Source organism: Paenibacillus woosongensis (genome assembly GCF_009725165.1).
Classification (GTDB): domain Bacteria; phylum Bacillota; class Bacilli; order Paenibacillales; family Paenibacillaceae; genus Fontibacillus; species Fontibacillus woosongensis.
In genome coordinates, this window is record NZ_WNZW01000002.1 from 857285 (window position 1) to 872403 (window position 15119).

At 51.0% G+C, this 15119-nt stretch carries 14 protein-coding genes; 7 read left to right on the plus strand and 7 right to left on the minus strand.

Going from position 1 to position 15119, the window contains the following annotated elements:
* Nucleotide 1 precedes the first annotated feature (1 nt).
* Nucleotides 2-1036: an ABC transporter ATP-binding protein gene (locus GNP95_RS10230; protein WP_330163337.1), complete on the plus strand. Its 1035-nt coding sequence runs from the start codon at nt 2-4 to the stop codon at nt 1034-1036.
* Nucleotides 996-2120 (plus strand): ABC transporter permease, encoded by a 1125-nt coding sequence (locus GNP95_RS10235; RefSeq protein WP_155610700.1) that lies wholly within the window; start codon nt 996-998, stop codon nt 2118-2120. The genes GNP95_RS10230 and GNP95_RS10235 overlap by 41 nt, the downstream gene beginning before the upstream one ends.
* An 885-nt stretch (nt 2121-3005) precedes the next feature.
* On the opposite strand, the gene GNP95_RS10240 is transcribed toward GNP95_RS10235, so the two are convergent.
* From GNP95_RS10240 to GNP95_RS10265, 6 genes are all read right to left on the minus strand, one after another.
* Entirely contained in the window at nt 3006-4013 is a 1008-nt protein-coding gene (locus tag GNP95_RS10240; RefSeq protein ID WP_155610701.1) for a radical SAM protein, read from the minus strand.
* Between the two features lie 162 nt (nt 4014-4175).
* The gene (locus tag GNP95_RS10245; RefSeq protein WP_230873765.1) at nt 4176-5123 is read right to left on the minus strand and encodes a pectate lyase family protein; all 948 of its coding nucleotides are present in this window, start codon (nt 5121-5123) and stop codon (nt 4176-4178) included.
* Nucleotides 5124-5425: 302 nt separating this feature from the next.
* On the minus strand, nt 5426-6400 hold the full coding sequence (gene glpX / locus GNP95_RS10250; RefSeq protein WP_155610703.1) for a class II fructose-bisphosphatase: 975 nt from the start codon (nt 6398-6400) through the stop codon (nt 5426-5428).
* A gap of 74 nt (nt 6401-6474) precedes the next feature.
* Nucleotides 6475-7272 carry a pyruvate, water dikinase regulatory protein gene (locus tag GNP95_RS10255; protein WP_155610704.1) on the minus strand — a complete coding sequence of 266 codons (798 nt, stop codon included), beginning with the start codon at nt 7270-7272 and terminating at the stop codon, nt 6475-6477.
* Between the two features lie 13 nt (nt 7273-7285).
* On the minus strand, nt 7286-7903 hold the full coding sequence (locus tag GNP95_RS10260; protein WP_155610705.1) for a helix-turn-helix transcriptional regulator: 618 nt from the start codon (nt 7901-7903) through the stop codon (nt 7286-7288).
* 289 nt (nt 7904-8192) lie between these two features.
* The gene (locus GNP95_RS10265) at nt 8193-8921 is read right to left on the minus strand and encodes a thioesterase II family protein (RefSeq protein WP_155610706.1); all 729 of its coding nucleotides are present in this window, start codon (nt 8919-8921) and stop codon (nt 8193-8195) included.
* Nucleotides 8922-9098: 177 nt separating this feature from the next.
* On the opposite strand from GNP95_RS10265, the gene GNP95_RS10270 reads away from it, so the two are divergent.
* From GNP95_RS10270 to GNP95_RS10285, 4 genes are all read left to right on the plus strand, one after another.
* The gene (locus GNP95_RS10270) at nt 9099-9923 is read left to right on the plus strand and encodes an AraC family transcriptional regulator (protein ID WP_155610707.1); all 825 of its coding nucleotides are present in this window, start codon (nt 9099-9101) and stop codon (nt 9921-9923) included.
* A gap of 162 nt (nt 9924-10085) precedes the next feature.
* Complete coding sequence (locus tag GNP95_RS10275; RefSeq protein ID WP_155610708.1) at nt 10086-11246, plus strand: Gfo/Idh/MocA family protein; 1161 nt, start codon at nt 10086-10088, stop codon at nt 11244-11246.
* A gap of 15 nt (nt 11247-11261) precedes the next feature.
* The gene (locus GNP95_RS10280) at nt 11262-11996 is read left to right on the plus strand and encodes a ThuA domain-containing protein (RefSeq protein ID WP_155610709.1); all 735 of its coding nucleotides are present in this window, start codon (nt 11262-11264) and stop codon (nt 11994-11996) included.
* Nucleotides 11997-12029: 33 nt separating this feature from the next.
* Nucleotides 12030-13133, plus strand: a complete 1104-nt coding sequence (locus GNP95_RS10285; protein ID WP_155610710.1) for a Gfo/Idh/MocA family protein — start codon at nt 12030-12032, stop codon at nt 13131-13133.
* A gap of 105 nt (nt 13134-13238) precedes the next feature.
* On the opposite strand, the gene GNP95_RS10290 is transcribed toward GNP95_RS10285, so the two are convergent.
* Nucleotides 13239-13877 carry a bifunctional 2-keto-4-hydroxyglutarate aldolase/2-keto-3-deoxy-6-phosphogluconate aldolase gene (locus GNP95_RS10290; protein WP_155610711.1) on the minus strand — a complete coding sequence of 213 codons (639 nt, stop codon included), beginning with the start codon at nt 13875-13877 and terminating at the stop codon, nt 13239-13241.
* Between the two features lie 287 nt (nt 13878-14164).
* Here GNP95_RS10290 and GNP95_RS10295 point away from each other — a divergent pair, with 287 nt between their 5' ends.
* Nucleotides 14165-15109: a sugar kinase gene (locus GNP95_RS10295; protein ID WP_155610712.1), complete on the plus strand. Its 945-nt coding sequence runs from the start codon at nt 14165-14167 to the stop codon at nt 15107-15109.
* The last annotated feature ends 10 nt before the right edge of the window (nt 15110-15119 follow it).

Sequence of the window (15119 nt, forward strand, 5' to 3'; positions counted from 1 at the left end):
CGTGGCAGAGACGGTCATCGACATTCAAGCGTTGACGAAAAGCTATAACGGCGCAAAAGCCGTAGACCAGCTGTCCCTGCAGATCAAACGCGGCGAAATCTTCGGCCTGCTCGGGCCGAACGGAGCCGGCAAATCGACGACGATTCTCATGCTGCTCGGGCTTAGCGAACCTGACGGGGGCAGCATCAACGTCCTCGGCCTCGATCCGACCAGGGAGCCTATTCCCGTCAAACGCAAGGTCGGATATTTGCCCGACGATGTCGGCTTTTATGAGGACCGGACCGGCCTGGAAAATCTGGTGCTGTCGGCGAGGCTGAACCAGGTGCCGGAAGCGGAGGCGAAGGAGCGAGCCTACCAGCTGCTGGAGAGCGTGGGCCTGCAGCATGCCGCCCATAAAAAAACGGGGGCATACTCCCGCGGTATGCGGCAGCGGCTCGGATTGGCCGACGTCCTGATCAAGGCGCCGGAAATCATCATTCTTGATGAACCGACGCTCGGGATTGACCCTAAGGGAATGGATGAGCTGCTGGCGCTGATCCGCAGCCTGAGCGAGGATCAGGGCTTGACCGTGCTCCTGTCCTCCCATCAGCTGCATCAAGTGCAGCAAATCTGCGACCGGGTCGGATTATTCGTTCGCGGCCGGCTGCTTGCCGAAGGCAATATCGCCAGCCTGTCCCGGTCGCTGTTCGCCGACGATCCACTGCAGATTACCGTGGAGAGCGGTCCGCTGAATAACGGATTGCTGGAGCGAATCCGCGCCATCCCGGGCGTGCGGCACGCGGAGCTTGAAGACGGGGACGGAACGGACCATGCTGCCGCTTCGGCTGGAGCAGAGTCCGCCGGGCGCAGCCGGATGATCGTCGGCTCGGATACCGACTGCAGCGATGCGATCGCCCGGATGATCATCGAAGACGGCGTAGCCTTGTTCGGCTTGCAGCGGAAGGAATACGGGCTCGACGAGATCTATCACCGTTATTTTGAAGGAGGTGAACAGCATGAACAAGGAAGCAGCCGACCTGAAACACAGCAGGCCTGACCTGAAGGGCAGCCTGCGCCGCCTGGCGAATAACGTCCGGGAATGGCTCCGGCGCCAGCCGCTGTTCCGCAGAAGCGAAGGCGAAGGCCGCGGCTCCGTCTTCGAGCGAAGCAAGGACGGCGGGGGCTGGAGAACCTCGCCCTTTGGCGTATTGGTGCGTAAAGAGATCTCCGACCATATCCGCAGCTGGCGGTTCATGCTGCTGCTCGGCATTATTCTGCTTACCTGCATCGCCTCCCTGTATACGGCCATGAACAGTATACAAGAGGCCATTCAGTCGGATAGCTCGGCGAGTGAATTCGTAATCCTGAAGCTGTTCACGCTGTCGGACGGAACCCTGCCGTCCTTCATCAGCTTCATCGGATTCCTTGGCCCGCTCCTTGGAATTGGCCTCGGCTTCGACGCCGTCAACAGCGAGCGCAACAAAGGGACCTTAAGCCGGATCATGGCCCAGCCGCTGCACCGCGACGCGCTGCTTAACGCGAAGTTCGTCGCCTCGCTTAGCGTCGTCAGCATGATGTTCCTGATGCTCGGCTTCCTGATCATGGCTCTGGGGACGATCATTCTAGGCATTCCCCCGACCTTGGAGGAGTTCTTAAGAATGATCAGCTTCATTTTCATCATTATTTTCTACATCGGGTTCTGGCTTAATTTGTCCATCCTATTCTCCGTGCGCTTCCGCCAGCCGGCTACCTCCGCGCTGTCGGGAATTTCCGTCTGGCTGTTCTTCAGCTTCTTCTACGACATGATCCTGAATATCGTGTCCAAAGGAATCGCGCCGAACGCCGGAACGGCCACGGTCGAGGACATCGTCAGCTTCCAGAACCAGATGCTGTGGCTAAGCAGAATATCGCCTTACACGCTGTTTAATGAGGCAACCACCACACTGCTTATGCCCTCGGTCCGCAACCTGGGGCCGCTGACGACCGAGCAGGTTTATGGCGCCATTGCCAGCCCACTGCCCTTTGGTCAAAGCCTCTTGCTCGTCTGGCCGCAGGTTACTGGCCTCATCGCGCTGACCTTGATCTGCTTCGCCCTTTCCTATGTCCTGTTTCTCCGCCAGGAAATCCGCGGCCGTTCCTGACGGGCCGGCCGGAGCACTGGACAGAACGAATTGGCATACCGGGAAACGGCAAAGGGGCTGTCCCTCGTCATCGTAGATGACCGCGGGGCGCCCCTATCTTTTTTAGAATGATGCTATCCGTCTGCCAGAATACGTTTCTGTGGAATCAATTTCTGCAGAATCAATTATTGCGGAATCCATTTCTCCCTTGCCTGCATCCCATTCTTTGACTTATCTTATACAGGCTGTCGACTCGAACACTAACCCCCATTCTTTAGCCCATCTTATATAAGCAATCGAACTCAAATACTAAAACCCCATTCTTTGCTTCATCTTATATAAGCTAACGAACGCGAACATAAGCTATCGAACTGAGTATAGCTGCCGAACTCGAACATGGCCATCGAACTCTAACATAGCTGCCGAACACGGACATAACCATCGAACTCTAACACTAAATGGAATTCATGTATCTAATTATGCTCTAAACGAATGGTTCAATGGATTAGATGGATTTTACGCACCTAAAATCAAGAATCCCGCCCATGATGGCGATCTCCCTTCTTCTAACGATATGAAATCCATTTAAATCTACTTTTCTTTCTTTGCCGCAGAATTTAACTACTATAAATCCATTTAGACCGAAGATTCGCTACTTTCATGCTCGCTAGTTCCACGATTTATGCTCACTATATCCACGATTCATACTCACTAGATCCACTATCTCGCTAGACCACGATTCATACTCGCTAAATCCACGATTCATGCTCGCTAGTTCCGTGATTCATGCTCACACGTAAAGAGCGGTGGAGGACGTGTTTAGTCAAATCAAGGGCAAACGGTCGTAAAGATATTTTGGGGACAGCCGTTTCACGTTGGACAGCTGTTTCACGCTAGACAGCTGTTTCACGTTATAGCACCGGTTGGCCCCTTCCGGCCCGTCTGTGACTGCATCATTTCGGTCCGTATGGGGACGGACGGAAACAAGGCCTCGCGCGCGGGGCATGGCTCCCGGTCCAGATAATCCCTCAAGGCCGCAGGCATATCGCTGTAGATATCTCGCAGCGAAGCGCCTGCATGAATATTGCCAATGACGACGGGATAGCACAGCTCCGAAATAAGAATGTCGCCGTTGCCATGCAGGTGAAGCTGCTTCTTCCCTTCTATGCAGTGCGGAAAATATATGCCAGGCTGCTCCTGGAATCCAAGCTCCTCCATAAACCGGTCCATGCAGGTGAAATACAGCGTCATGTCGTTTTTTCTACGGGCAATAAGCTCGTTGACTGCCTGCTTTAACGCATCCCGGGCCGCAATAGCCTTCCATCCGCTGTGATTCATAATGATGCTGTTCTGTATCTCATGCGTACGAACCCCCATGTCATAAACATGATCGTGAATTTCCTTCATATGATGCTCGGTTTCGCTGAATAGCAGCGTCTCCAGCACGGTATCCACTCTGGTAGAAGCGAACATGGCGATGTTATCTCTGATTTTGCGATATACGCTAGGGTGAAGGTGATAATACCGGGAGAACTCCTCCGCCGTCGTAAAATTGAAGGAAATATGGATCGTTGTCAATCCCGCGTCGGCCAGCCGCCGAATCCGCTCCTCATTCAGCAGGCTGCCGTTGGAATTAAGCTGAGTCTGAATGCCGCGGGCCGAGCAATAGCTTACGACCTCGACGCAATCCTCATACTTCAGGGTGACCTCCCCGCCGGACAGCCTAACCCGCTTTAGGGATGGCAGTTGCTCCAGCAGAGGGATCACCTCCTTGGCGCCAATGCTGTTCCCATCGTTTCTCTGATAGGCGCAGCAATAGTCACAGCGAAAGTTGCAGTTGGAGGCCATGCCGATTTCCAGCCCTTCCAATTCGTAGCTCAGGGGCTTCTCCAGCTCCAAAGATTTATATTTCATGCTTTGACTCCTTTAATGGAAAATTAGGCCAGCTTACATCTTAAAATAATTGCTGCGCATCGTCTGTGACGCTTCTTACTGTATAAAGCGAAGATCAGCGGATCAAACCAGACAAGAAAAGCGCGTGCCCCTGCCGGGACACGCGTCCTAAATCCCACCCTTTTACTTTCCAACGTTAATCTTTCCTACGCCTGCGTTGGCAATCACATGATTCTTCACCGTATTAACCGCATCCAGCGTATAGCTGTACGGAGGCGTGTAGCTGGTCGTCGAAGTCGTCGGCATACTGCCGGTGCTGTTCACGAACAGGTTATTTTTCACATCCCAATAACCTTGCTCCTTACTGTACAATGTAACAATCGGATCCTTGGAATTTTCAAAGACATTATGCTCGATGCGGAGCTTGGCCCCCATTCTGGAGTTGATGCCCGTATCGATAATATTGTTGTAATAGTTGTTGAATAAATGGCCCTGACCGAAGCGAAACAGCGGACCGCGGGAATTAATATTTTCAAAGCGGTTATGGTGATACGTGATTTTCCGGTCGTAATTGTCGCTGTCGGATGAGCCGATGAGCGAGGTTTTCCAGCTGTCATGGATATAGTTGTAGGAGATCGTAATATATTGGGCGTTTTTCTTCACATCGATCATACCGTCATAATAATCCTTGTCGGAATTGAGAGTAGCGTATAATTCGTTGTGGTCAACCCAGACATTATTTGCCGGGCCTTCGATGCTGATGGCGTCCTTGTCGCCAATATTGACATGGTGGATTTTCAGATTGCGAATAATGATATTGTTCGCACGGGTCACTTTAATGCCAATGCCCTCGAATTCAGCACCAGCGCCCGTGCCAAGTATAGAGACGTCATTAACGTCTTTGATGCTGATTTTGTTATCCGAGGAATTGGCCGGCGTAATTTTGCCCGACACATAAATGGTCAGCGGCTGGCTGCCTTTATTCTTGAGTGCGGTTTGAAGCGCGGCCCCTGTGGTTACCGTGACAGAGGTACCGCCTGCTCCGCCGGTCGTTCCGCCGTTCATGGTTGCAAATCCAACGTATCCGGGATCGGCTGCCTGGGAAGATGGAAGAGAGAACATGCTTATCATTACTGTTAGTACCAACAATAAAGCTAATCTTTGTTTCATACTATTCACGTCCTTTATAGGTTATAGTAAGCACAAAAACTAGTAAGCGCTTTCAATTTCCGGGCCGATAGATTGGCCTTGCAACCTCCTTTCTTCCTTTTTATTATCCTCCTGATCACCTCCTGTTTATCAATTTTACCATAATTTTAATATTTTGCTATAATTTATTTAAATTATTCCGAAAAAACGGGACTATTCTACAAACTGAGCCATCTGCAGAAATAGTCCCTGTCGATTTCATGTTACTCTTTAGAATCTAGCGTTTAGATAGCGGCCCCTCTCACCGAATTGAATTGCTCCGTGAAATGATGGGTCGTCTGGATGTAACTGATCGTTCTATTCTCGGAACCCATAATAACGGAATGTGTCTCGGCTTTATGCTTCGGCAAGTAGCGCACCCCGTGCAGGAAGTCGCCTGATGTCACGCCGGTAGCCACAAACAAGACGTTGTCATGACCGATCATGTCCTCCATCCGGAGCAGCTGATCTGGCTTGGAGAGCCCCATACGAACGCAGCGGTTGTATTCCTCAAGCCCGTTAGGCAGCAATCTCCCCTGCATTTCCCCGCCAAGGCATTTCAACGCCGCTGCTGCAAGCACTCCTTCCGGCGCTCCGCCGGAGCCTACATACATATCGACTTCCTTCTCCATTGCGGCCTCAATGGCACCCATCACATCGCCATGGCTCAGCAGCTTGATCCGGACTCCGGATTTGCGCAGCGCGTCGATCAGTACCGAATGCCGCTCCCGGTCCAGGATCGATACCGTCATATCCGCCAGTGGCTTATCCAGTATGCGGGAGGCTTTGGCGAGCGTCGTCTCGATCGGATCATCCAGCGAGAGCTGCCCGGCAAGCGCTGGGCCGACTGCCAGCTTCTCCATGTAAATATCGGGAGCATGAAGCAGGCTGCCCTCGGGAGCTGCGGCGATGACGGAGATAGCGTTATTCAGCCCGTTGGCAACCGTCTCCGTTCCCTCCAAAGGATCGACGGCAATGTCGACTCTCGGCCCGCGGCGGTTGCCGATTCTTTCACCGATGTATAGCATCGGCGCTTCGTCCATCTCCCCTTCGCCAATAACTACCGTCCCGTCAATAGCAACGGAATTGAATTTGCTGCGTATTGCCATCGTCGCCGCCTCATCTGCGCTATTCTTATCGCCCCGACCTGTCCAGCGCGCCGCCTCAAGGGCAGCCGCTTCCGTAATGCGTGCTAATTCCAGTGCTATGTGACGCTCCATTGTTTCTCCCTCCACCTAATTTTTTAAAGGTAGTTTAAAAATTCCTCTTTTGATCACGATGTTTCTCTATAAACTTATAAGTGCTTCATGATGAGCCCTGCCGTCTCTTCGATCGCCTTGTCGGTGACGTCAATCACCTGGCAGCCCAGCGAGGCAAACAGCGACTGGGCATATTTCAATTCGTACTGCACACGCTCAAAGGAGGCATATTCGGCATCATCCGGCAGACCCAGCGCCTTTAGCCGTTCCGAGCGGATTTTGACCAAATGCTTCGCGTCAATCGTTAATCCGATAATTTTATCGCTGCTGACCTCCTTCAGCTGGCTCGGGGGGGTTAATTCAGGTACGACGGGGTAGTTGACGACTTTTTTCCCCTTATGCGCCAAAAACATGGACAGCGGCGTCTTGGAAATGCGCGAAACGCCAAGAATGACGATATCCGCTTTAAGTATGGCGCCCACATCTTTGCCGTCGTCGTTATTCACAGCAAATTCGATAGCGTCCACTCGCTGGTAATAATCCTCATCGAGCTTATGGCCGGGCGTACGCTTGGGCGTGTCATTAAATGTATCCACAAAAGCCTGCATCATCGGCCCCATAATATCCACAGCACGAACGTTTAAGCGGACGGCTTCTTCCCTCATCGCCTCCCGCAGCTCAGGCTGCACTAAAGTATATACGACAAAACCTCCACGTTCAGATACTTCCTCCATCAACCGACTTAACTCTTCTTCATTGCGAACGTTCATGAATCTCTTGATCTCGGTGTTGGGTAATTCGAATTGCTCAAGAGTGGCCCGGACAACCGCTTCCGCAGTCTCTCCGATGGAATCTGAACAGATTGCTATAAAATGAGCTGGAGACTGATTCATCCCATTCCTCCCACTAATCCTCAGCTATCGTGTCTAGCAGCATTTTTATAATATTTGTCTTAGAAATTCGCCCTACCACTTTTACGTCTCCCTCTTCGCCGGTCTCCGCCGGCACGACTACAGGCAAGCTGTCAATTTGATGAGCGATAATTTTCCTCGCCGCCTCAAGCACCGAATCCTCCGGTGAGACGGTGATGATATTAGGCCGCCGAGTCATGATGAAACTTACGGGCATTGAGGATGCAGTGGCGTTGCCTAGCGTAACCTTGAGTAAATCCTTGCGGGATACGATCCCTGCCAATCTTCCTTGCTCATCCGTAACAATCAAATGGCCTACATTCTCTAGAAAAAGCGAGACGACCGCCTCTTGAATCGTCGTCGTTTCACGAACAATCACAGGTACGCCGTGAAGATCCCCGACCTTCATATCAAGCAGCCGAAGCTTGCTCTCTTCTTCCGGCGTTCTTCTCTTGCCCAAAAAATATCCTACCTTCGGTTTTGCATCGATATAATCGAGCATGACGAGAATGGACAAATCTGAACGGATTGTCGGGCGAGTCAAATTCAGCATTTCCGCTATGAGATCTCCGGTAATCGGAGCATGCTTTTTCACAATGTCAATGATTTCCAATTGACGGGATGTTAGTTTGATAATAAATCCCTCCGCTTCAGATAGGTTCGCTCCTAGTATAACATTCCTTCGTCATTCATTAGAATGTCATATTGGCGAATTTTGATTCCTCCTTCCTGTAAGAAAAGTTTTATTGTGTATATAATACGTCATATTTAATTATTGTTCAATATATAATACGCACTATTTATTAATTTGAAACGATTAATGTGTAAATTGGTATGTTCTCATGCAAAATAAGCCGGCGCCTTGAAAGCCCGGCCATGTTCATTTATTACCAAAATAAGCTTCAATTCTGCGGCTGCCAAGCCGATGGTTGAGCAAGCAATCGCTTCAAATATACAGCTACCTGCTCAATATGCTCGTGCAGATAAAAATGCCCTCCAGGGAACTGCTGCTGCCAAAACTCCCCCTCACAGTAACGTCCCCATCCCTCCATCTCCATTAAATCGACAAGGGTATCCTCCATACCATTGAGCACACAAATACTTGTATGCAGCTTAGGCCTTCCGGCCTCCAGTCGGTACGTCTCCACCAGCTTGAAATCGGAACGGGCAATCGGCATAAAATATTCGGCAAAAGACGGATCTTCCAGCAATTCTGGAGGCGTCCCGCCCATGGAAGCGAGCTCCTGGCGAAATTCCGTGTCAGGCATTAAATGACGCTTGTTTCGCAAGTGCAGGTGGGGCGGATTTTTACCGGATAGAATCAATATAGTGGGCCCCGGCAGCTGGGCCTGCTGTAGCGCATAAGCAAGCTCGTAAGCGACCAGCGCCCCGAGGCTATGCCCGAATAGGACGTACGGAATGCGATCAGCCAGCTGTGGCTTCAGCATATGGATTAGATCTGCCACAGTCTCGTCCATATTTTCATATAAAGGCTCGTTCGATCTGATTCCGCGACCTGCATACTCAAGAGGAACCAGCTTAAGACTTGAATCAAAACGACTGCTCCAGCGTAAATAAGATGACGCACTGCCTCCGGCATGCGCAAGGCAGATCAATTTTCCGATAGACATACGTACTCCTTCCTCTTCCGATCCTGGGAAACACTCCGGGATAACCTATAATTTTCCTTTTATAGATTTATTATACTTCAACCTTACCAAAGAGTGATAGAGCAATCCCCATTAGACATTAATTGTACTTCCCGATATGATGAAAGTGTGTAATGTTCATAGCACGGGAGTGAGAGCATGAAATCTTTCTATCAGAATTGGATACTGGATTACGAATTGCCGCTAGTTATCCACCACGGGCATAACCTGACGTTCTACGCACATTATCATTCTGAGATTGAATTCATCTATGTCGAGTCGGGAAGTATCCTTGTCGGAGTCAATGAGGAAAAGCGTCTGCTCACGCAAGGCGATATGGTCATTTGCTGCAATAACGACATTCATTATTTTGAGAGCAAAGAAGACTCGCAGGTTATCATTCTCATATTTAAGCCGGAAATGATCAGCCTATCCGTGAACTGGCCAAATGATTTCAGCTTTGTTTCCCCTTTTATGCCGGGGGGAGACCCTGCATTCAAGCATATCAGGCAGCTGTTGTACGACATTATGGAGGAAAAAGAAAACGCCAAACCGGGTCATCAAATGTTCATCAAAGCCCGTCTGCTCGAATTATGCGGAACGCTGCAGAGAGTCTGGCCGTCCCACAGGCTGAGCCGCAGTTCACGAAGCAAGCTCGAATCGAAGCGGGCGAGAATCCAGCAAATTTTGTCGTTCATTGAAGAAAATTATCAGGATGATTTATCCGTGCAATTGATCTCGACCCATTTTCAAATGGAGCCGTCTTATTTTTGCCGCACGTTCAAAAGCGCTGTGGGTATTAATTTTCGGACCTACTTAAATACGATCCGCGTGCTCAAGGCGGAACACAAGCTGATCAGCAGCGATGCCAGCATTATGGATATTGCGCTGGAATGCGGCTTTAACAGCATCCGTACGTTCAATCGGGTATATAAAGAACTGAAGGGATGCGTCCCTTCCAGCTCGCGTGACGGTGTTTCTTAATGTGCCGCACTGCCTGTTCATCAAATCTAATTTCAATCTGGAATGCACTTTATGTTTAAAGTGCATTTTTTGTCTATGAATAAGCATAAACTGGCGAGAGATTCATCCGGGTAATTTCTATAATAATATTGAATTCAATTTTATTATCGATGGAGGGATACAATGAAGCAGCTGCGCGTCGGAATGATTGGCTACAAATTTATGGGAAAAGCACACAGCAACGCTTACCGGACTCTGCCGATGTTTTTTCCTGAGGCTATGAAGCCTGAAATGACCGCCCTGTGCGGAAGAAACAAGGAAGCCGTAACCGAGGCTGCCGCACAATTAGGCTGGTCTGATGTCGTAACGGACTGGAAGGATCTGATCGCGCGTGACGACATTGACTTGATCGATATCAATGCCCCTAGCGATGTCCATAAAGAAATTGCGCTCGCTGCCGCCAAAGCCGGAAAGCATATTTTCTGCGAAAAACCGCTCGCGCTGACATTAAGCGACGCCCGCGAGATGCTGCAGGCGGCGGAGGAAGCCAAAGTAGCCCATATGATCGGCTTCAACTATCGCTTTTCACCGGCGGTCAAGCTGGCCAAAAAGCTCGTAGAAAGCGGCAGGCTCGGCAAAATTTATCATTTCAGAGCCTGGTTCCTGCAGGATTGGGTCATGGACCCCGAATTCCCGCTTGTCTGGCGGCTGCAGAAGGAGATTGCTGGCTCGGGCTCGCATGGCGATCTTGGCGCCCATTTGATCGATCTGGCCCACTACTTGGTCGGAGACATTCATGAGGTCATTGGAATGAGCGAGACCTTCATTAAAGAACGCCCGATCGCCGAGGAGATGACGGGACTAAGCGCCAAGGGCAGCAAAGATGCTCCACGGGGACCGGTCACCGTCGACGATGCAACGCTCTTCCTGGCGCGGTTCGCCAACGGCGCGCTCGGCAGCTTCGAAGCGACCCGCTTCGCGGCAGGACACCGGTCGACTAATTCCTTTGAAATTAACGGGAGCTTGGGCAGCGTAAAATTTGACTTTGAACGGATGAACGAGCTGGAAGTGTATTTTAACTCGGATGAAGAGGATGTCCAAGGCTTTCGGAGAGTGCTGGCTACGGATCCGGCTCATGAATATGCGGAAGCCTGGTGGCCGCCAGGACATACAATCGGCTTCGAGCATACGTTCATTCATGAAATATTGGAACTAACCAATGCTCTTCGGGAAGAGAGGCTGCCACAGCCGAATTTCCGTGACGGCGTGAAATGCCAGGCTGTCCTGGAGGCCGTAGAGCGCTCCATCGACGAGCGCCGCTGGGTCGAAATCTCGGAAATGTAAAGGAGACAAAGAGATATGAAAAAGGCATTAATTGTCTGGGGCGGCTGGGACGGACACGAGCCGGAGCAAGTCGCAGCCATCTTCGCAAATATATTGCGAAACCATCAATTCGACGTGGAAGTTGCAGATACATTGGAAGCGTATGCAGATGCAGAGAAGCTGATGGGTCTTGATCTGATCGTGCCCGTCTGGACGATGGGGGAAATCCCGCAAGCATACGTCAACAACGTATCGGCAGCGGTTCAGAACGGTACTGGGCTCGCCGGGTGCCACGGCGGCATGTGCGACTCCTTCCGCCATAATGTAGACTGGCAGTTTATGACCGGAGGCCAATGGGTAGCCCACCCGGGTAATGACGGCATAGAATACATGGTAGAAATCAAGCAATCCTCCAGCCCGCTTGTCGCCGGAATGGAAGACTTTAAGGTAGTGAGTGAGCAATACTACCTGCATGTGGACCCGGCAGTCGAGGTGCTGGCGACCACCCGTTTTCCCGTAGCCGACGGCCCTCACCGATTGAACAAAGCCGTCGATATGCCGGTTGTTTGGACGAAGCGCTGGGGAATCGGACGCGTGTATTATAATTCCCTCGGACATCATGCAGATATCGTTGCGATGCCGGAGGTCACCGAGCTGATGACCCGTGGCCTCCTCTGGGCAGCGGAAGGCAAGCAGCTCGCTAAAGAGATGTATGGCAATCAGACGCTTAAGCAGCAAAATCACTATACCGGCATGGGCGATAGCCAATAAACCGCCAGCTGCACATAAGAGGAGAGGCGTATCATGGACAAAATGAAGGTTGGCATTATCGGCTGCGGGAAAATCAGCAGCATTTATATGGAGAACTGCAAGAAATTTAGCGTCCTAGAGCTTGCGGCCTGCGCTGATCTGGATGTAAGCCGTGCCCGGGAACAAGCGGAGAAATACGGCATTCCTCGCGCCTGTACTACGGACGAACTGCTCGCAGACCCGGATATCGACATCGTCATCAACCTGACGATTCCGGCCGTGCATGCCGAAGTAAGCCTTAAAGCACTGGAAGCCGGCAAACATGTGTATGTGGAAAAGCCGCTTACCGCTACGCTGGAGGAGGGCAGGCTCGTGCTGGATACAGCGAAGAGGCTCGGCCTCATCGTTGGCAGCGCCCCGGAGACCTTCCTCGGCGCGGGCATTCAAACCGCTCTCAAATTGATCGAGGACGGCGTGATCGGCCGCCCGGTGTCGGCGACAGCCTTCATGATGAGCCGCGGGCACGAGTTCTGGCATCCGGATCCAGAGTTTTACTATGCGCAAGGCGGGGGGCCAATGTTCGATATGGGGCCTTATTATTTGACCGCCCTGGTGCAATTGCTCGGCCCGATTCATTCCATTGCCGGGATGACAGGCAAGGCCATGGAAGAGCGAATCATTACGAGCGACAAAAAATACGGCAAAACGATTCCAGTCAACATTCCCACCCATGTTGCCGGTACGCTCCGGTTCGAGAACGGTGCGATCGCTACCCTGATTACGAGCTTTGATATCTTCGGCGGCAGCAGCCTGCCGCCGATCGAAATCCATGGGACGGAAGGAACGCTGCTTGTGCCTGATCCGAACACGTTCGGCGGACCGGTGAAATACCGTAAAATCGGCGAAGCCGAATGGACGGAGCAGCCGCTTCTTCCAGGCTATACAGAGAACAGCCGTGGAATTGGCCCGGCAGACATGGCCTATTCACTGCTTCGCGGCCGTCCGCACCGGGCAAGCGGGGAGCTTGCTTACCATGTGCTGGAAGCGATGTGGGCATTCCATGAATCATCCGACTCAGGCCGATATTACGAGATGCACAGCCGCTGCGAGCGCCCTGCCGCTCTTCCAGCCGATCTTGCGCCTTATACACTGGATTAGATTCTAAAATTTTAAATAGATACACGACATATAAAAACCGGGCAGGGGATGCGATATCCCCTGCCCGGTTTATTAGTTGCTGTTTATTATTATGATGCAGAATGCTTATGCACGGATTTCGCGGAACTTGGCCACGTATTTAGCGGCAAGCTCAGCGATCAGATCATAACGCCCTTCCTTGGCCGGTGCCGTCAGGTTTCCGCCGATCCCTACCGCAATGCATCCGCTGCGAACCCACTGCTCCATATTGTCGAGATCAACGCCGCCGGTTGGCATGATGTTCACATGCGGCATCGGGCCTTTGACAGCCTTGATATAACCCGGATTAAAGTTATTGCCCGGGAACAGCTTCAGCACGTCCACGCCGAGCTTCAACGCTTCTTTCATCTCATTAAGCGTCATGCAGCCAGGCATGTAAGGTATGCTGTACAGATTGCACAGCCTGCCTGTCTCCTCATCAAAGGAAGGACTCACGACGAATTCGGCTCCTGCCAAAATGGCGATTCTCGCGGTGATCGGATCCAGCACCGTTCCCGCACCAATCACAGCCTGCCCTCCGTACTCTTTAATCAGACGTTTGATAACCTCGTCGGCGTCAGGCGTCGTAAACGTAACCTCAATATTGTTCAAACCGCCTTCGATGCAAGCCTTGGACATTTGATAGGCGGACTCCGCATCATCTCCGCGGATTACCGCGACGACGCCCAACTCTGTAATATTTTGCAGCACTTTTATTTTCTTCATCGCCATCTCCCTTTCAACTAAACTTTTTTATGTTATTTACCTTACTATTTATGATTATCTACATCATATTAAACAACAACTCGGCTGTAAATGCACTATATTTCTTGAATAATTATCGTTTTTTCGCTAAATTTCACGTATTCTTATGGAAGTTCTGTGTCAAACCACGTTTCTTCAATTCCTTTATTGTACAAAACCGATTTATGTGTTAATTTCAAGATAACCGATTATTTTGAATAGGCCAAATTAGTTCATCATCTCACAATTAGATTTAGGAGGAAGCATAAATGAACAAAAAGCTTGACGTAGTCACTTTCGGCGAACCGATGGCGATGTTTTACGCTAATGACCCCGGGGAATTGCATAAAGCACTTTCTTTCTCCAAAGGGATGGCCGGCGCTGAATGCAACGTCTCCGTCGGATTATCCCGTTTGGGCCACTCCGTCGGTCTGGTCACCAAACTCGGGGAGGACAACTTCGGCCGTTTTATTACCGATACCCTGAATAAGGAGAACATCGACACCTCCAACGTAAAATTTACGAATGAATATAGAACGGGTATGCTGGTCAAATCGAAAGTACTGACAGGAGATCCTGTCGTAGAATATTTCCGCAAAAATTCAGCCGCCTCCACAATCAGCTTATCCGATTTTGACGGCGATTATTTCGCATCCGCGAAGCATATGCATGTAACTGGCATTTTCCCGGCAGTTTCGAAAACCTGTCATGAATTTGCTCTTCACGCTGTCGATTTCATGCGGTCCCAGGGAAAAACCGTATCCTTCGATCCAAACCTGCGCCCTTCCCTATGGCCGGATACAGATACGATGGTGAAAGCGATTAATGACCTGGCCGCCCGCTCCAACTGGGTATTCCCGGGAATTAGCGAAGGCAAGCTGCTTACGGGGCATGATAAGCCGGAGGACATCGCCGATTTCTACCTGGCGCGCGGCGTTTCGCTCGTAGTGATCAAGCTTGGACCGGACGGCGCTTATTTCAAATCATCTGACGGAGAAGGATATGTTCCGGGTTTCAAGGTCGATGAAGTAGTGGACACCGTTGGAGCAGGAGACGGCTTTGCCGTAGGCGTCATCAGCGGGTTGCTGGAACAGCTGCCGCTGCAGGAGGCTGTCCGGCGCGGCAATGCGATCGGTGCCATCAATGTCATGTCCCCAGGTGATATGGACGGTTTGCCTGACCGGGTGAAGCTGCAGAAATTTATGGAGCAATAAATCTGGATAT